Here is an 18,365-nt window from a genome sequence, read left to right on the forward strand (position 1 = left end):
AGCCCGAAGCGCGGTTTCACTCCGCCGCGCCGGCTTGCTCTTCTATGGCTTCCGCTCCCACCGCTTTTACCCTCGTAACGGCCACCGAGCCGCACCGCGTGCGCACCCGCCAAATCATCAAGGCCCACCCAGAGGTGAAGCAGTTGATGACGCGCAACCCCGCCACCTTTCTCATCGGCTTGGGCTGCGTGCTGGCGCAGGTGGGCCTGGCCTACTTCCTGCGCAACCAAGCCTGGTACTGGACCATCCCGGTAGCTTACCTGGTAGGGGCATTTTTCTCGCACACGCTGTTTGTGGTCATTCACGAGGCGGCCCACAACCTGGTGTTTCGCGGGCTGTGGAAGAACGTGGCTACCGGCATTCTGGCCAATTTTCCGTCGGTGTTTCCCACGGCCATCAGCTTCAAAAATTTCCACATCAAGCACCACGTGTTCCAGGGCGTGCATGAGCTGGATGCCGACCTGCCCGACTGGTACGAGGCCAAGCTGATTCGCAACTACAGCATCGGCAAGGCCATTTGGCTGTTTTTCTTCCCGGTGTTCCAGGTCATTCGCACGGCGCGCTGCCGCGAGGTAGCTACCATCGATAAGTATGTGGCGGCCAACATTGTGGCCCAGGTAGCCTTTGATGCCGCCATCGTCTATTTCTTCGGCTGGACGGCCCTGCTGTATTTGTTTTTGAGCTTCTGGTTTTCGGTGGGCCTGCACCCGCTGGGCGCCCGCTGGATTCAGGAGCACTACCTCACCCTCAGCCCCGAGCAGGAAACTTACTCCTACTACGGCCGCCTGAACGGCATCAACATGAACGTGGGCTACCACAACGAGCACCACGACATGCCCAGCATTCCGTGGAACAACCTGCCCAAGCTCAAATCCGTGGCGCCCGAGTTCTACGAGCCGCTGCTGGCCCACACCAGCTACACCAAGCTTTTCTTCCGCTTCCTCTTCGACCAGGAAATTAGCCTCTACTCGCGCATCACGCGCAAGGAGCGCGGCACGGCCACGCTCAAAGACCAGAGCGTGCCGGATAAGGAATTGCTTTCGGCCTAGCCCCTACCCTTTCTTAATGAAAAAAGGCGACCCGTTGGGTCGCCTTTTTCGTTGTGGTGCCTGCCGCTCACACGCGCCCGCTTAGCGATTGGGAATATCACAGTGCACGCCGTACACGCTGGTCAGCCGCAGGTGTGGAACGGGAAAGGGGGCACCGTTGGCGGGACAGAAGCGCTGCACGGGTTGTTCGCCGGCCTTGGGGTCGTAGGTGAAATACACGCGCTGGCCCCGCTTGTTGAGGGTACCCAAATCGGCGAAGTTGGCCGCGGCCACGACGTTGGTATTGCCCAGGCTATCTGGAGCGGTGAACGGCTGAATGGACTTGCCAATGGGAAACTGGCTGTCGACCTGAATCAGGACGCCGTCCCAGCACCGGTCGCCCAGCACCACCCCCGAAATACACGTGGGCGTGGGTGGCACATCGTTTTTATCGGCATTTTGGCAGCTGGCAAGGCCGGCGCTTGCCAGCGCGAGAGCAAAAAAAAAGCGTTGGGTCAACATGGCAAAAAAGCGTATAGTTATTTGACAACAAACCCCTTAGCGGGCCTGAACCGAGTCGCAAGACAGCGTCGAGACGTTGCTGAGCGTCACGAAGGGCACCGGCGTGGTGGTTCCATCGGCGGCCAGGCACACCATGCCGGGATTGGTTTGCGCGCTGGTGTAGGTGAAATGCAGGCGCTGGCCAACGCGGTTCAGGCGTGGGAGGCTTCCCGTGTTGGACACGGCCACCACGTTGTTGCCCAAAAAGCGGTTGCCGTACACCGAATAGGCTTTGGCGCCAATGGGGTAAGCCGGGTCGACGTCGACCAACATGCCCAGCATGCACGTGGAGGCCACCACCGCGCCGCTGTAGCAGGCAGGCTGTGGGTCAGCACAGTGTTTTTTGCAGCCAAGGAGCGTGCCGGCCAGCAGCGCAGCCAAGCCGAGAGCGGAAAAAGTACGAAGCATGAGCGGGGCCTTTAAAGTGCGAGAAGCGGAATCAGGGCCCTGACCGCCAACCGCTCGCTGGCGTTGCACCGCCCATAAAAAAACGGCGGCCTCTTTCGAGGCCGCCGCTACACTATACGCTCCGTTTGCTGCAATTACGCCTGTTTGGCAAACTGCACGTTGGCAATCAGCTTCACGTCGTCGCCCAGCACAATGGCGCCGGCTTCGGTGATGCCACCCCAGGTGAGACCGAACTCCTTGCGGTTGATTTTGCCAGTTACCTCGAAGCCAGCTTTGGTGTTGCCGTAGAAGTCCACGGCCGAGCCGCCGTATTCGGCTTCCAGGGTCACGGGCTTGGTTACGTCTTTCATGGTGAGGTTGCCGGTCAGCTTGTAGCTGTCGCCGTCTTTCACCATCGACGTCGATACGAATTTGATGGTCGGGAATTTGGCCACGTCGAAGAACTCCTCGCCTTTCAGGTGGCCGTCGCGCATCTCCTGGTTGGTGTCGATGCTGTCCACGTCGAGCGAAAACTCTACCTGGGCATTCTCAAAGTTGTTTTCGCTGGCCGACTCCATCGTGCCCTGGAAGGACTTAAACGAGCCCGTTACGGTGGAAATAACCAGGTGCTTGATTTTGAACTGCACTTCGGAGTGCGTGGGGTCCAGCGTCCATTTGGTGGCGGTGGTGTTGGCGGCGGAAGCAGTGATTTCAGACATGGCGTTTGGGGTTTTGAGTTTGGTTTGGTGATGCAAAGATAACAAATGTTTGTACATAAAATGTATGTACATCGTTTATCTTTTTTGCCCAACGATTTTCAATAGTAAAAGTTCATAACCAGGTCACAATCTTCCGCGTTTTCCGCACTAACCTATTCAACACCAGCAATTTGACTATTATTGCCAATGCCTTATTCTCTTCGCAAAAAAAGCCCCGACTTGGCAGCCGGGGCTTTTTGAATCATGCGGCAGCGCTATTAGCGCTTTGGCCGGCGCCTATTGCTTCACAAAGCGCTGGTGTGTGGTGCTGCTGCCGTCGTTGATGGAAATGGTGTAGATGCCGCTGCGCAGCCCCGACACGTTCACCTGCCCTTCGTCGAAGGAAAGGCCCTTGATTTCGGCGCCACGCACGTCGAAAACGCGCACCGTGAAGGGCTGGGCCGGGTCGGCGTTCAGCGGGCGGGCAATGCTTAGCACCTCCGTAGCCGGGTTGGGGTACACGGTGTAGCGGTCGGGCAGGGCGTTGGTGTTGCCGGCACGGGCTACCACGGCGCTTTCGGTGCGGGCTGTGCCGCCGGTCACGTTCAGGGTGTAGTCCTCGGTTTCGCCGTAGCTGTAGCTGTTGCAGCTGGTGGTGGCCGAGTTGTCGCTCATCACCACGCGCAAGCGGGTGCTGCCGCTCTTGGCCGTGGCCGGTACCGTGAACGAAGCCGACCGCGTGGCCGAGCTGGTGCTGCCAGCCGCCGATACAATGGTTTCGCCCGCGTCGGTGAACACGCCGTTCTGGTTCCAGTCGGCGTAAATCTTGAAGTACTCGGTGTAAGCCGAGCTAGTAGCGAAACCAGCCGAGAAGTAGATGGTCTGCGTCGAGCCAGCGGCCACGCTGGTGCTCAGCGCCGTGCCGTTGTAGTAGCCGCCGTCGGCGCCCGAGCTGCGGCTGATGCTGCCGAGCTGCACCAGGTCCACGTACTCGTAGGCCACGCTGCTGCCCTTGCTGGTGCAGTACGTGACGGTAGGCGGCGGGGTGGTGCCGCCGCTGGGTGCCACACCGCCCTGCGAGGTGAGCAGGCTGACGCGGGCGCCGCCGCTGGCAAACAGCGCGTTCATGCGCGAGCTTTGGCCGGTCGAGAACATGTACATGGCGGCATCGTCAACGTAGTCCATGTAGTTCATGAACATGTCGCCATTCGGGCCGTTCGAGCAGCTCACGTGCGGGAAGGTGGGCTTGCCGTAGTTTTCGGCGCCCTGGTTGGGCGTATCGCTCACGTTGTCGGTGCCGGTGCAGGCGCCGTTGTCGTCGCCCCAGATGTGGTTCAGGTTCAGCCAGTGGCCGACTTCGTGGCTGGCGGTTCGGCCTAGGTTGTAGGGCGCCGTCACGGTGCCGGTGCGGCCAAAGTACACAGGCGAAATCACCACGCCGTCGGTACTGGCCGCGCCGCCTGGAAACTGCGCGTAGCCCAGGATGCCACCCCCAATGGTGCCCACCCACAGGTTCAGGTACTGGCTGGAGTTCCAGGCGTTCAAACCGCCGGTGCTGGTGCTCTTAATCTTGTCGGCGGTGCCCCAGCTGGTGGTAGTGCTGCTTTTGCGCTCAATGCCCGTGGTGGCGTTGCCGTTGGGGTCGCGCTTGGCCAGCGTGAACTGGATGCCCACATCAGCCACCAAGCCGGCAAAGGCGCTGGGGGTTTTGGTGTAATCGGCGTTGAGCTTGTGGTAGTCCTCGTTCAGCACGTCAATCTGCGACTGAATCTGGGCGTCGGAAATATTCTCCGAGGCCGTGCTGTAGAGCACGTGCACCACTACCGGAATGGTGACCGAAATGGCTGACGTGCGCTGCGCGGCACCGGCATGAGAAGCGGCGTATTGCAAGGCGTGCTGGTTGATGGCCGTCAGGCGCTGGGCCAGGCCAGGGTCGGCGGCCAGTTGCGCTTTCAATACATCGTCGCTGGCGCAAGTGCGCGGCTGCGCCTTTTGCGCGTAAGCCGGGGTAGCGGCGCACGACAATCCCAGTAAGCCCAGGGCTACTGCGTAAACATTTTTCTTCATGTGAAAAAGGTTGGTTTGTGGAAAAATTACGCCGGCAAGCTATTGAAAATAATTTACAACAATGACAATAAAATACGGGCATATACCATACTATTTCTAATTTTTACCACTTTATCACTAATAATTATTACAATAATTGGCAATTTCACCAATCGTTCATTTTGCAATCGTTTGTGCTTCTGAAAATATTTTTAAGAACTCTTATACAAATCTTTAAAAACAACAACGCCCTGCCGGATGGGCAGGGCGTTGAAGCATGATTTTTACTGAAAATTGATGGCGCTATTCCTTCTCAAAGCGCTGGCGGGTGGTGGTGGCGCCGTTGCCGATGCTGATGTAATAGATGCCTTTGGGCAGGGCCGCCACGTTCAGTTCGCCGGTGCCGCTATAGCGAGCCTGGCGCATTTCGTAGCCGCGCATGTCGTACACGCGCACCGAGTACGCGGCGGCATCAGCCCCAGCGGGCAGGGTCAGGCTCACGGCTTCGCGGCCAGGGTTCGGGAAGAAGGAGAGGGCCGGGCTGGTAGCTGTCTGGCGTAGGGCGCCGCTGGCCGCGGCGAAGCTAGAGCGGGCACCGCCGGTGTTGAAGATGGCCGTCATGCGGTCGGACTGGCCCTGCGAGAACATGAACATGCACCGGTCGTCGGTGTAGTCCATGTAGTTCATGTACATGTCGCCGCCGTTGTTGCACGAAGCTTTGCCAACGGCCGGGCAGCCGTAGTTTTCGGCGCCTTGGTTGGGGGTGTCGAGTACCTGGTCTGAACCGGTGCAAGCACCGGAGTCATCGCCCCAGATGTGGCGCAGGTTCATCCAGTGGCCCACTTCGTGGGTGGCGGTGCGGCCCAGGTCGTAGGTGGTGGTGTAGGTGCCGCCAGGAAACTTGGCGCGGCTGCCGAAGGCGGAGTACAGAATCACCACGCCGTCGGTGGCGGGGGCGCCACCGGGGAACTGGGCGTAGCCCAGCAGGCCATTGCCCAGGTTGCACGACCACAGGTTGAGGTACTTGCTGGCGTCCAGGGCGTCGTCGCCGCCGCGCTTGGAGCTTTTCACCGCATCATTGGTACTCCAGGAACGAGTTTTGGTGGCTTTGCGAATGACTTGAGCCAGCACAAACTGCACCGGCGTGGCTACGGACAGGTTGGAATATTGATAAGTGTTGTTGCGCTCGGCGTTATTTTTCTGGAAGTCCTCGTTCAGCACGTCAATCTGCGACTGAATCTGCTCGTCTTTGATGTTTTCGGCGGCCGTGTTATACACCACGTGCACCACCACCGGAATGGTAACGATACCGCTAAGTTGCGAGGTAGTACCGCTGGTGGAGCCACCCGTGGAACCGCCGGTGTTGTTGCCGCCGCGCAACTGGGCTGCGGCGCGAGCAGCTACGAAGCGCTGCGTCTGAGCCTCAATGGCTGCCATACGCTGGGCCAGGCCGGGGTCGGCGGCCAGTTGGGCCTGCAGCACATCGTGGGAGGCGCAGGAACGACGCAGGATAACGGGGGTTACGTCATCTTTAACCGACGGGGCCATGCGGCTAGCCACGTCCTGGGCCATCAGGGTACCGGCGCTGCCCAACAGGGCCAACGCGGAGAGGTAAGTCTTTTTCATGTAGCTGTGGAAAATAGGTTGGGGAAAGGAGTGAAAAATGTGGTTTACTTGGCGACTAAACTAGCAAAATATTTTGACTAGCCAAATTTATTTCTTTAACAGTTTATTATTCCTGAGCCATAATAACTATCAATAATTGTAATAATTTTAATTAATTATTGAACTTACTAAAATTCGACTTATCTCACCCCTACATCCTGGCATCCTGAGGGACTTTGAGCAAAGCCAAAATTTCGCACGCTTTCAAATCGAAAAAAAGCGCCCGTCCCCGTTGCAGACTTTGTCCGCGAACCGGAGACGGGCGCTTTTGTCAGTAACCAGCGCTGGGCTTAAAACAGGAAGTCGAAGCCCACGAAAACCAACTTCTCCTCCCCTACCGAATAGGTGGCGTTGATAACGGCTTGCTTGAGGATGTCGATGTAGATGCCGCCGCCGAAACCGCTATGGAAGGCGTTGAGGCCTTTGTGCTCGCCGGTGTCGTTGTCGGAGTACACGCGGCCCACGTCGGCCAGGCCCATGATGCCGAACTTGCCGGGGAAGAGGTAGGCGTTGAACGAAAACAGCTCCAGACGCGGCTCGAAGTTGGCGTACACGGCCGTGCGGCCGGCATAACGCGTGCGGCGGTAGCCGCGCAGGTTGGTGGTGCCGCCCAGGGTGTTGGCCTGGTAGAAGCGGTAGTCGCCGAAGTTGCGCTGGTAGCCGATGCGGCCGGCGTAGGTGAGGTGGAAGGGGAAGTTGGGCGTGAGGTAGGCCCGGAACTCGGTGCTGATGCGGCCGAAGCTCAGGCTTTCCTGGTTGAGCTGCCAGTTGTACTGGAACTCGTTGTACCAGCGCAGGCCAATGCGCGGGTTTTTGGCCGAGGAGCTGGCATCAAGGTTGAGGTACATGAGCCCGCCGAGGTATTGGTTCACCTGGAAATCGGACGACCGCACGCCGAAGCGGCGGTTTTCGTAGGTCAGGTCGCCGTTCTTATTGGTGAGACTGTCTTTGATGACGGTGCCAATTTTGTCTTTGTCGACGCGGAACTGGTCGTATTGCGGCCCGATACCGAACTTGAGGAAGGTGAACAGCTTGCGCTCGAAGGTGGGCGCGATGGTGAGGCGCTCGAATCGCACGCGGTAGGCGCTGTTCACGGTGCGGTTCGTCACCCGGTCGCGGTTTTCGTCTTCGGTGGCCAGGTTGGCGGTGTTGTTGCCGATGCCAAAGAAGTTGTACAGCAGCTGCGGGCCGTAGTACTGGGCCGCAATGTGCAGGTCGGTCTTCTTGAAAATGCGCGTGAACTGGCCGGTGTAGCGGATGTTGTAGGCCTCGCGGGCCGGCGCAAAGTTGGCGGCAATGCTCTGCTCCCAGGAGTAGGGCTCGCGGCGGAAGCCGTAGTGGCGGTAGGTAACGCCGCCACCCACCAGCACGCCGTCGTCGATGTTGTAGCCGAAGTACAGGGCCGGGCCCACGTAGTCGAGACGGTAGTCTTTCAGGTCGAAGCGGTGGGGGTAGTCGTAGCGGCTCACTTCGTAGCCGGGCTCCAGGCGCAGGCGGGCTTCGGAGCTGGCGTTGATGACGTTGCCGGTGTCGGCGTCGTAAATCTGGGTTTTGTGGAGCAGGCCGCCCACGTGGTCGGCAGTGCGGATGGTGTCGCGGCCCTTGCCGGCAATGATGCGCAGCTTCACGCCGTCTTTCACGTCGCCGCGCACGTCGTACACGTCCTTGCCGGCGATGCCGTAGAGGCGCACCTCGTCGGTCACTTTGTTGTCGAAGGTGCGGTCGTAAAGCGTCTTGGTCAGCTTGCCTTCCTTATTGATTTTGCGCATCGTCACGTGGGTCTTGCCCTCGGGCAGGCGCTCCACAATGAACTTCTCGCGCTTTTTCGAGCCACGCACTTCCACTATTTCGGCCAGCACGTCGGCGTAGTCGCCGGCCAGCTTGGGCAGCAGGTCGCGGCGGCTTTTCAGCTTGGCGATGATTTCCTTGCCGTGCAGGTCGTAAATCTGCTGGGGCCACTTGTCGCGGAAGGCCTTTTCAATCACCTCGTCGGTGAGGTGGCTTTTCATGTACTCGGCCTGGGCTATCCACTGCTCGCGCGTTACGCCGCTCATAAACACCCGGTCGTTGCTCATGCCGGTCTGGTTCAGGCCCTTGAAGTCGGCGTAGTCGTAGCCGAAGTTCTGGAAGTTGCGCACTGCAAACTTGCGCGAAATCAGGTAGGGCAGCACGCCGTCGCCCTTGAAGAAAGCAATGTCCCGGTCTTCGGGCACGGCCGTGTAGGTGCGGTCGCCGTCTTTTTGCTTGGTTTCGCTCCAGCGCCACTGGTCCTCGTGCCGGTCCCAGTCGCCTATCCACATATCGAAGAGGCGCGAGCGGGCGAAGGCCACCTGGTCTACCTGGTTGTCATTGTCGTCAATCAGCTTGGTCAGCATCTTGTCGGTGCTCACCAGCTTGGTGGCGAAGCCCAGGCTGGCCACATTGTCCTGGCTGTCTTTGGCGTCTTCTTCCAAGGCGGCGGGCAGGTTGGCAAACTGTGCGTAGTACTGGCCCAGCAGGGGGTCCTGCGGAATGTAGACCGGTTCGGGGTTGGTGTGCAGAATGCCGGCCACGGTGGCCAGCGGCGGCAGTACAAACGAGGCATACGGGTGCTGAGCCGAAATCTGGTCTTGCAGCACAGCCTTGGCTAGGCCGGTGCGCAGCTGCTCGGGCAGCACAGCGGCGGGGTCTTTGTCGATGCCGCGCAGCGAGTAGTTGTAGCCAGCTTCGTTGCGCACTTTCAGCGAAGCGGTTTGCTTGCCGCCGCCGGTTTTGTAGGGCATCAGGCCGCCCTTGTCGTTGGCCAGGTCCAGGGTGCGGAACTTCACGGGCGTGGCCCACTCCTTGCGGTAGTGCTCGCCCAGCAGCCAGTTGTGGAAACGACCGTGTCGGTCGTAGGTCGGGTTGATGGCCACGGTCACGGAGCTGTCGCGGAAGTCGGGCCGCTTGGTCGGGATGGGAGCTTTGGCAATGGCCTCAGCTTCCTTTTCCTTCTTTTTCTCCTTGTCCTTTTCCTTCTCCTTGATGTCGTCTTTGGTCTGGGGCAGCTCCTTACCGCCGGGCACGCCGTTGGTGGTCGTCAGGGCCGTTTCCGACACGGGCTGGGCCGGGTTGGTGGCAATGGCGCCGGTGGTTTTGGCGTACATGGGCGTGCGGAACACCCGGCGCGCCGCGGTGCCGTTGCCCTGCGGAATGAAGTACTCCACCCACACCTGGCCGTCGTCGTAGTAGTTCACCTCAGCCCAGCCCTTTTCTTTATCAGAGAAAATGGCCCCGCCGCCATCGCCGGGCTTCACGTGCTGGGTTTTGCAGCCCGAGCCGCTCACAATGAAGTGCGAGCTGCCTTCCTTATAGTACTGCAGGTTGTGCTCGTGCCCGGCCGCGTACACCACGTTGGGGTGGCGGCCGAAAATCTCTAGCAGGTTCTTGCGGTAAGCCTGGTAGGCCGGGTGCGGAATGTCCTGGTTGATGCCGCCGTACTTGCGCGCAAACGGATAGATAGAACCAATGACCGGCAGCGGAATGAAGGCGTACTTGAAAACGATGCTGAGCGGGAAGATGTGGTCGGCCAGCGTGAAGTAGCCGCCGTGAATGCCATCGGAGAACAGCGGGTGGTGGGCAAACACCATGATGTGCTTGTCCTTATTGCGAGTAATGACTTCTTCCAGCGCGGCGTACACATCATCCTCGTTGTCGGCCCCGCAGCCGCCGTCGCGGCCCGAGGGGCGGTTGGCGGGCGGCGTCACAAACCATTGCGAGTTCAGGGCAATGAGCACGAGGTCGTCCTGCACGCGCACCTCGAAGGGACCGGGGCAGCCGTCGCGCGGCACAAAGAAGTCGCCGGTGTAGGCAAAGGCCGCCGAGTCCTTCATCATGTAGTTTTCCACGAAGGCCTGTTCGCGGTTCACCTGCTCCAGGCCGCCGGGGTTGCCCTGAATCCAGTCGTGGTTGCCGGGCGTCATGTACTTCTCGCCGGGATAGCCCCGGAAGATGTCGAGCTGGGTGGTGAGGCGCTTCTCGGCAATCTTGCGGTCATAGGCACCCTCTTCGGGCATGCCGTAGTTGTACACGTTGTCGCCCAGAAAGATGGTGGTGCTGTTTTTGCCGGCCTTCATAATCTGCTGGCGCAGGTAGTTAAGGCTGGGTTCGCCGCCTTTGTCGGGCAGAATGGGGTTGCCCACGTCGCCGATGAGGAACACGCGGTAGCGGATGCGCGTGGAATCGGGTGGGGTGTTGCGCTGCCAGTTCACGCCGGTTTTGCGGTAGTTGGGGCGGCTGCGGTGCGGGTTCTGGTCCGACTCGCCGGGCGAGGGAATCTCCTTCTGGGTTTCCTTGGGTGGCTTCGGAGGCTTGACGGCCTTAGCGTTGGCCGGCTGGGTTGGTTGCGCATAAGCCCCCAAAGGCAGGCAGCAGGCAAGCAGAAAAAGGAGGCGGCGAAATGAGGTCATGTAAAGGGGTACTGAAAGCGAAATACCGGCGCGCAGGCCTGGGGCCGACACCTCCGGTAGGGCCCGTTACGCAAAGCGCCGCAGTGCGGTTAAGGCGGGGGTTTCAACTTCCGGCCGGTGCTTCGCGTTGAAAGCCCGAAAGCCGGCCCACCGAACCGCCCGTAGCTTCGCTCCCCATGAAAGAAACTTCCCCCGAAGCCGTCGAGGCCACCCCCACCCCGGCCCCCGCCGACGCCCCGGACGCCTCCCTAGATAAATCTGCTCCACCGCCCGCCGCCGCGGCCGATGCCAAGCCCCCCAAGGCCAAAGCCTCGCCCCTGGTGAAAGAAGCCGAGACCTACCTCACCGACCTTTTTAGCCGCGAACTGCCGCCCAAGCTCACCTACCACAGCCTGGCCCACACAGAAGCGGTGGTGAAGGAAGCCCGCGCCCTGGCCCCCGCCGCCAACCTCAGCCCCGACGACACCGAGCTGCTGCTGCTGGCCGCCTGGTTTCACGACGCCGGCTACATTGATGTGTACGACGGGCACGAGTATCGCAGCATGGAGCGGGCCGGTGCCTGGCTCACCGAGCACGGCGTGCCCGCCAACCGCGTGCAGCTGGTGAAGGACATGATAAAGGCTACCCACCGCGACGAGAAGCCCGAAACCGAGCTGCAAAAGCTGCTCGTCGACGCCGACATGAGCAACCTGGCCCGCGACGACTTCCGCTCCCGGGCCGAGCTGCTGCGCACCGAGTGGGAACTGGTGCTGGGCCAAACCTACTCGAACCCCGAGTGGGCCGAGCTACAGCTCAACTTCATGCTGGCCCACAAGTACCACTCCGACGCCGGCAAGGACCGCTACAAAAAGGCCTTCAAAGACAACATCGAAGACCAGCGCGACGAGCTGAAAAAGCGCGAGAAGAAAGACAAGAAGAAGGCCAAAGAGAAGAACGACACCTTCGCCGAGCCCAAGCGGGGCATCGAAACCATGTTCCGCACCATGTACTCGAACCACATGAAACTGAGCGACATGGCCGACAAAAAAGCCAGCATGATGATACAGCTCAACGCCGTGCTAATGTCGGTCATCATCACATACCTAGGCGCCAAAATGGGCAAGGCCGGCGCCCTGGGCCCCATGATGAGCGGCAACCCCGTGCTGGGCATCCCAATGGGCATCCTGCTAGTCACGGCGCTGGGCTCAGTTATCACGGCCATCCTCTCGGCTCAGCCCGACGTGACCAGCTTTGCCTGGCTGAAAAAGAGCCCCGAAATTGCCACCAACCGCCGCGTCAACTTGTTGTTTTTCGGGCAGTTCACCAAGCTCAGCCTCGACAACTTCCAGCACGGCATGCGCGACCTGATGCGCACCAAAGACATGCTTTACAACAACATGGTGACCGACGTGTACTACCTCGGCGAGGTGCTGACGCGCAAGTACCGCCTGCTGCGCACCAGCTACACCATCTTCATGGTGGGGCTGATTCTGACGGCGCTGTCGTTCGGCATCGCGCTGCTGTATAAGATGTAGGGCGTGCCGTCTGTTCTTATCTTTGCGCTACGGCTGCGTAGTTCAACGGATAGAATAGGCGTTTCCTAAACGCTTGATATGAGTTCGATTCTCGTCGCGGCTACATGAGACAAAACCCGCTTTGCGTGCTGCAGGGCGGGTTTTTAATTGTGTCGAACGAAGTAGCGGACCAATACTTCAAACGTACTGTCGCGCCCATACATGGAGGTTTGAATGGCTCCCCTCCAGAACGTGGGCGATACGCCCGGGGCCGCGCCCGACTTCGGCACAATAAATTCTACGCGCCCTTCCCCATTTGGCAGCACGGATATGGCCTTGCCATTCACGCTCATGCGCAAGTCGCGGTAGTCTTGCAAAGCTCCCAAAAACAGCGCCGCACGGTATTTCTCACCCGCCGCCACCGTGTCGGCAACCGTCATAACGCGAGCCCTTACTTTATCGAGCACGCCACAATAGGTCACTTTTAAGGATTGATTGCCGAGCGCTGCGGTCGCATATGCCCACACCGCCGTTTCTTGTTGCGTGAGCATCACCAACGCTTCGGAGAAGGAAGCTTGGTCGTAATAAAACTGGCCGGCGCCGCCCGCGTCCGCTAGCGCCTCTTTCAGCACGGGGTCCCGGGCTTGGCGGGCTTGCAACAGCGGAAGCTCCGGCAGAAACTGCCTGATGAAGGCGGTGTAATCAGCCAGTTGGCGGTGTACACTGGCGCCGCCCGTGGAGTCGGCCAGCACCGCAGCTACTCCTCCTTTGTTGCTGGCAAGGTCTGACAGATGCTCTACCCGGGGAAGGATGTGCAATAGGCGGGAGCGCATGTTGCGCAGCACGCCCACTACCTGAGTTGTTCGACGAAGAATTTCCTCGTTTTGCTTCACCACGCGCACGCCCTGTTGTTGGCTACCAATGCGCCTCACTAAGCTTTCAGTTTCTCTTGCAGAACGGCGAGCGGCCTCCTCATTCTGCTCATTTGCGACTAGTAGTGAAGCGTTGAGCAGCCGCAGCTTCACCCAGATTCGGCGCTGCTCTTGCTGATGACGGTGGTGTTGAAAAAACAGGCCGCCCGCCAGTAGGGCAACAATTATCGAGTAGATTATCTGTCGCGCCATGGTTAGGAATGCCTGATGTGGCCTCGAATAACGGCAGCCGCTTACTTTCCTTGTAAGTAGTTTAAATCAAGCAATGCCCTGGTTGTGCATGAGCCATATGCCAGAGCCCTTGTCCGGCTGTATTTTGCCGCATGAAGTCACTGCTCCCAGCCCTGGTCCTCCTGCCCTTCGTCGCTCTCGCCCAAAAAGCATCCACTACCCCCGAAAACCTCGTGCAGTACGCCCACCCCATCGTGGGCACGCAGAAGATGGGGCACACCTACCCCGGTGCCACGGTTCCCTTCGGCATGGTACAGCTCTCGCCCGATACCGACACGCTGAGCTACGAGCAGAACGGCAAGTACAACCCCGACATTTACAAGTACTGCGCGGGCTACAACTACGACGACAAAACCATCGTGGGCTTCAGCCACACCCATTTCAGCGGCACGGGACACTCCGATTTGGGCGACTTCCTGCTCATGCCCACCACCGGCCCGCTGCAACTCAACCCCGGCACCGCCGACCGACCCCAAAGCGGCTACCGTTCCGCGTTTTCTCATCAGAATGAAGTGGCCGAACCAGCTTATTACCGGGTGAAGCTCGACGACCACAACATCCTGGCTGAGCTTACGGCCACTACCCGGGTGGGCTTTCACCAGTACACCTTTCCGGGCACCGAGCCGGCCCACGTCATTCTGGACATGATGGCCGGCATCTACAACTACCCCGACAAGAACGTATGGAGCTACGTGCGCGTGGTGAACGACTCTCTGGTGACCGGCTACCGCCAAACCACCGGCTGGGGCCGCACCCGCACCGAGTACTTCGCCATGCAGTTCTCGAAGCCTTTCCGCGGCTACGGCGCCCGCAAGTACGACACCAAGGAAACCTACCGCGGCTTTTGGGGCCGCTTCGACCAAAGCAAGAACTGGCCCGAGCAGGCCGGCCGCCAGCTGCGCCTCTACTTCGATTTCGCCACCGTGGCGGGCGAGAAAATCAAGGTCAAGTTTGCCCTCTCGCCCGTGAGCATGGATGGCGCTCTGGCCAACATGCGCGCCGAACTGCCCAGCTGGAACTTCGACCAGGCCCGCCGCGCCAGCCAGCAACTCTGGCAGCAGGAGCTGCAGAAAGTGGCCATTCAGACGCCCAACCGGGCCGATAAGGAGAACTTCTACACGGCCCTCTACCATGCCTACCTCAGCCCCACCGTGTACCAGGACACCGACGGCCAGTACCGCGGCCTCGACCAGCAAACCCACCGCGCCGAGGGCCTCACCAACTACACCACCTTCTCGCTCTGGGACACCTTCCGGGCCCTACACCCGCTCTTCAACCTACTCCAGCCCAAGCGCAACTCCGACATGGTGCAGTCCATGCTGGCCCACTACGACCAGAGCCCCGAGCACATGCTGCCCGTCTGGAGCCACCACGCCAACGAAAACTGGTGCATGAGCGGCTACCACAGCGTATCGGTAGTGGCCGATGCCGTCATCAACGGCGTGGTCCCGCCCGCCCAGGCCGAGCGCGCCCTGGCCGCCTGCGTGGCCACCGCCCGCCACCGCTGGTACGACGGTCTGGGCGAGTATCTCGACCTCGGCTACGTGCCCAACGAGCGCAGCGGTACCTCCGTCTCCAACACCCTCGAATTTGCCTACGACGACTGGTGCATTGCCCAACTGGCCCGCAAGCTCGGCCACGCCGATGTGGAGAAGGAGTTCAGCAAGCGGGCCGGCTTCTGGGAAAACGTGTTCGACCCGCGCCACAACTTCATGCGCCCGCGCCTGGCCAACGGCAACTTTCGCGAGAAATTCGACGTGCTCAGCACCAACGGCCAGGGCTTCATCGAGGGCAACTCCTGGAACTACAGCCTCGCCGTGCCCCACGACCCCAAGGCCCTCATCGCCCTCATGGGTGGCAACCGCCAGTTCGTGCCCCACCTCGATTCGCTCTTCACCATGCACCTGCCCGACAGCTTCTTCGCCGAAACCGAGGACATCACCCGCGAGGGCATCATCGGGGGCTACGTGCACGGCAACGAGCCCGCCCACCACGCGGCCTACCTCTACAACTACACCGACCAGCCCTGGCACACCCAGGCCCAGGTCCGCAACATCCTCGCCCGCCAGTACCACCCCACCCCCGACGGCCTCGGCGGCAACGACGACTGCGGCCAGATGAGCGCCTGGTACCTCTTCTCGGCCCTGGGCTTCTACCCGGTGGCGCCGTCCTCGGGTCAGTACGCGCTGGGCAGCCCGCTGGTGCACGGCGCCGTTCTCCACCTCGAAAACGGCCAGACCTTCACCATCCAGGTGAAAAACCAAAGCGCCAAGAACGTCTACGTGCAGTCGGCCACCCTCAACGGCCAGCGGCTGGCGCAGCCGTTTCTGGCGCAAGCGGATGTGGCGAAGGGCGGCACACTGGTGTTTGTGATGGGGGCCAAGCCGGCGCGGAAGTAAATTATTATTCCACCAGCGACGATTGCAACATGCTTGTCGGCCTCTTTCTCATCCCGCTGACGTTGTTGCTACTGGTAATTTGGGCGTTAACCAGAAAAGCATTTTTTGGCAAAGCGTTGGGCGTCATCTGGCTTTCAGCCCTTGCGCTTGGTGTTTGCTCGACCATTGCTCGGCCCCTGTCTGAAAAGAAAGTTCTTACGCAGGAGGACTACTATGGCGAGTACGTCATCGACCGCAGCTACTTCCCTGGCAAACAAGCCAATTGGCAATACAGCAATTTTCATTTCATCATCAACCTCGACAACTCCATTCGCTTTTATTCAACCCCTAAGGATGGGCCGGCAACAGTATACGAAGGACATATTTCAACCTCCGACCCCTACGGCTCAGCCCGACTCATCATCCATATGCCCGCGCCGACGCACCACGTTCTGACCACCGACCCCACAGTGTACCGCGGCATACGGAGTTTCTTTTTAGTGTTTAATTCTCCGAAATTCGGCAACATGTATTTTAAGAAAGGTACATGGGAGAGTATAGACAACTGACGAAAACCTTTTTTAGCCGGATAAACATGACTTCCCGCCCGCTCCCCAACCGGAAGCGGGCGGCTTCATTTCCAACCCTACCGATACCTGCGCCTCGTCGCCAGCGTTAATAATTGCGGGCTCACGGGTAGCCGTTCAAGAGCGGCTTAACCGGCGCCTCTCGGCTATTCGCGACAATCAGTGCAGCAACACCCCGGCCTTGAAGTGCGCTTTGAATACACCGCCACACCTCTACTTTTTAGCACTAAAAGAGCTTTTTCTTGCAGTACCTTTGGCACATTAGCCACAGAATACCCTGCTGACCCACAATTGTTGGAGCTACCGTTGCGCTTTCTTGAGAAACGCGCCAAGGCTGCCAGCCTGCTCCCTCCAAGTCCCGACCCCTTCCCAAGCGAAGTGTATGAAGATAAACCGTTACTCTTTACCCTTGTTTCTACTGCTGGGACTGCTGCTGGGTGCGGTGCCGTGCGCCCGGGCCCAACGCACCCAGGTACGTGGCTTTGTAGATGCGCTGGCTTACTACCAGAACGGCAAAGTCAACTTTGGCCTCGGCGAGCAGGACTTGTTCATCACCTCCACGATTACTGAGCGCCTGTCGTTTCTGGGCGAAACCGTGGCCAAGTTCTCGCCCGAGTCGGCTACTGATTTCGACATCAGCATCGAGCGCGTCATTCTCAAGTATAACTACGCCGGCAACCACAGCGTGCTGCTGGGCAAGCACCACACGCCCATCAACTACTGGAACGACACCTACCACCACGGCCGGGTATTCTTCCCTACCATCGACCGGCCGCTGCTGTTTGCCCAGGGCATTATCCCGCTGCACACCACCGGCGTGAGCCTGCAGGGGCAGAACCTGGGCCCCATGCGCTTTGGCTACGACGCCATGGTAGGCAACGGCATCGGCTCGGGCGACGTGGCCGACAACAACCCCGTGAAGTCTGTCACCCTGGCGATGCACATCAAGCCCCGGGACGGCATGCGCTTGGGGGCCTCCTACTACCACGACGCCATCTCGAGGGGCAGTACCGCGCACAACCACGGGGGTAGCGGCCTTACGCCGGTAGCCCTCACCCGCGTCAACCAGGACATTCTCACGGGCTCCATTGCTTACAACGACTCCGTTTTCTCCAAGAAATTTGAGCTGCTGGCCGAAACCAGCATGGTGAACAACCGCTCCGACAGCCTGGGTACGCAACGGGCCATGGCCACCTACGCCTACGTGGGCCTGCGCGTCACCGACAAAATCATTCCCTACGTGCGCGTCGACGACATCCGGTTTACCGAAAACCGGGAAGTGTATTTCATGGACAACAACACCCAGTCCTTCGTGGGGGGCCTGCGCTACGAAATGAGCTACTTGGCCGTGCTGAAGCTGGAATACCAGCGCACCAAAAGCCACATGTATCCCATCGCCGACAAGGTAACCTTTCAAATTGCCGTTGGCTTTTAATTCGTGATGCAGATGGCCCGGATTTATCGACTGACGTTGTTTCTGCTTTTCCTCCTCGTGGCGGGCCTCACCCCGGCCCGGGCGCAGGACCAGAACCTCGTAATTATTGGCAACGGCAAGGGCGTGCCCAACGACATGAACATGGCCCAGCTCCGGGCCACCATGCGCGGCGAAAAGCTGCGCTGGCCCGACGGCAGCAAGGTGGTGATTGCGCTGCTGAAAACCACCACGCCCATCGGCCAGAGCACCAGCAAAAAAATCTACAACATGAGCGCCAACGAGCTGAACAAGTACTGGCTGGCGCTCGTGTTCCAGGGCAAAGCCGATGCGCCCAACTTCTTCAACTCCGAAGCCGAGCTGGCCGAGTTTGTGGCGCAAACCGCTGGGGCCATTGGCGTGGTAAATCAACCCGTGCCCACCAGCAAAACCATCACCGTCGAGGGGAAAAAGTATCTGTAAGGGCTGCCCCGGCCTTCATCCGTTTACTCAGCCCCTGC

13 protein-coding genes and 1 tRNA gene are annotated in these 18,365 nt (G+C 59.8%); 7 read left to right on the forward strand and 7 right to left on the reverse strand.

Annotated features, from left to right (window positions below):
- Positions 1–44 precede the first annotated feature (44 nt).
- Complete coding sequence (locus I2I01_RS13060; protein WP_196286924.1) at positions 45–1,049, forward strand: fatty acid desaturase; 1,005 nt, start codon at positions 45–47, stop codon at positions 1,047–1,049.
- Between the two features lie 81 nt (positions 1,050–1,130).
- Here I2I01_RS13060 and I2I01_RS13065 read toward each other — a convergent pair whose 3' ends face one another.
- The 6 genes from I2I01_RS13065 to I2I01_RS23250 all read right to left on the reverse strand — a co-directional run bounded on the left by I2I01_RS13065 (position 1,131) and on the right by I2I01_RS23250 (position 10,812).
- On the reverse strand, positions 1,131–1,550 hold the full coding sequence (locus I2I01_RS13065) for a hypothetical protein (protein WP_196286925.1): 420 nt from the start codon (positions 1,548–1,550) through the stop codon (positions 1,131–1,133).
- 36 nt (positions 1,551–1,586) lie between these two features.
- The gene (locus I2I01_RS13070; protein ID WP_196286926.1) at positions 1,587–1,997 is read right to left on the reverse strand and encodes a hypothetical protein; all 411 of its coding nucleotides are present in this window, start codon (positions 1,995–1,997) and stop codon (positions 1,587–1,589) included.
- A gap of 134 nt (positions 1,998–2,131) precedes the next feature.
- The gene (locus tag I2I01_RS13075) at positions 2,132–2,695 is read right to left on the reverse strand and encodes a YceI family protein (RefSeq protein ID WP_196286927.1); all 564 of its coding nucleotides are present in this window, start codon (positions 2,693–2,695) and stop codon (positions 2,132–2,134) included.
- 276 nt (positions 2,696–2,971) lie between these two features.
- The gene (locus I2I01_RS13080) at positions 2,972–4,741 is read right to left on the reverse strand and encodes a GEVED domain-containing protein (RefSeq protein WP_196286928.1); all 1,770 of its coding nucleotides are present in this window, start codon (positions 4,739–4,741) and stop codon (positions 2,972–2,974) included.
- A gap of 282 nt (positions 4,742–5,023) precedes the next feature.
- Positions 5,024–6,346, reverse strand: coding sequence for a M43 family zinc metalloprotease (locus I2I01_RS13085; RefSeq protein WP_196286929.1), 1,323 nt, complete (start codon positions 6,344–6,346; stop codon positions 5,024–5,026).
- Between the two features lie 329 nt (positions 6,347–6,675).
- On the reverse strand, positions 6,676–10,812 hold the full coding sequence (locus I2I01_RS23250) for a metallophosphoesterase (protein WP_211537946.1): 4,137 nt from the start codon (positions 10,810–10,812) through the stop codon (positions 6,676–6,678).
- Positions 10,813–10,988: 176 nt separating this feature from the next.
- Here I2I01_RS23250 and I2I01_RS13095 point away from each other — a divergent pair, with 176 nt between their 5' ends.
- Together I2I01_RS13095 and I2I01_RS13100 are read left to right on the forward strand one after the other, a co-directional pair.
- Entirely contained in the window at positions 10,989–12,326 is a 1,338-nt protein-coding gene (locus tag I2I01_RS13095) for a Pycsar system effector family protein (RefSeq protein WP_196286930.1), read from the forward strand.
- 31 nt (positions 12,327–12,357) lie between these two features.
- A tRNA-Arg gene (locus I2I01_RS13100) sits at positions 12,358–12,429 on the forward strand.
- Positions 12,430–12,469: 40 nt separating this feature from the next.
- On the opposite strand, the gene I2I01_RS13105 is transcribed toward I2I01_RS13100, so the two are convergent.
- Complete coding sequence (locus I2I01_RS13105; protein WP_196286931.1) at positions 12,470–13,429, reverse strand: hypothetical protein; 960 nt, start codon at positions 13,427–13,429, stop codon at positions 12,470–12,472.
- A gap of 131 nt (positions 13,430–13,560) precedes the next feature.
- Between I2I01_RS13105 and I2I01_RS13110 the strand changes: the two genes are divergently transcribed.
- From I2I01_RS13110 to I2I01_RS13125, 4 genes are all read left to right on the forward strand, one after another.
- Positions 13,561–15,867: a GH92 family glycosyl hydrolase gene (locus I2I01_RS13110; RefSeq protein WP_196286932.1), complete on the forward strand. Its 2,307-nt coding sequence runs from the start codon at positions 13,561–13,563 to the stop codon at positions 15,865–15,867.
- A gap of 29 nt (positions 15,868–15,896) precedes the next feature.
- Entirely contained in the window at positions 15,897–16,415 is a 519-nt protein-coding gene (locus tag I2I01_RS13115; protein ID WP_196286933.1) for a hypothetical protein, read from the forward strand.
- Positions 16,416–16,815: 400 nt separating this feature from the next.
- Positions 16,816–17,868, forward strand: a complete 1,053-nt coding sequence (locus tag I2I01_RS13120) for a hypothetical protein (RefSeq protein WP_196286934.1) — start codon at positions 16,816–16,818, stop codon at positions 17,866–17,868.
- Between the two features lie 12 nt (positions 17,869–17,880).
- Entirely contained in the window at positions 17,881–18,327 is a 447-nt protein-coding gene (locus tag I2I01_RS13125) for a hypothetical protein (protein ID WP_196286935.1), read from the forward strand.
- Positions 18,328–18,365: the final 38 nt, after the last annotated feature.

Source organism: Hymenobacter properus (assembly GCF_015694735.1).
GTDB classification, from domain to species: domain Bacteria; phylum Bacteroidota; class Bacteroidia; order Cytophagales; family Hymenobacteraceae; genus Hymenobacter; species Hymenobacter properus.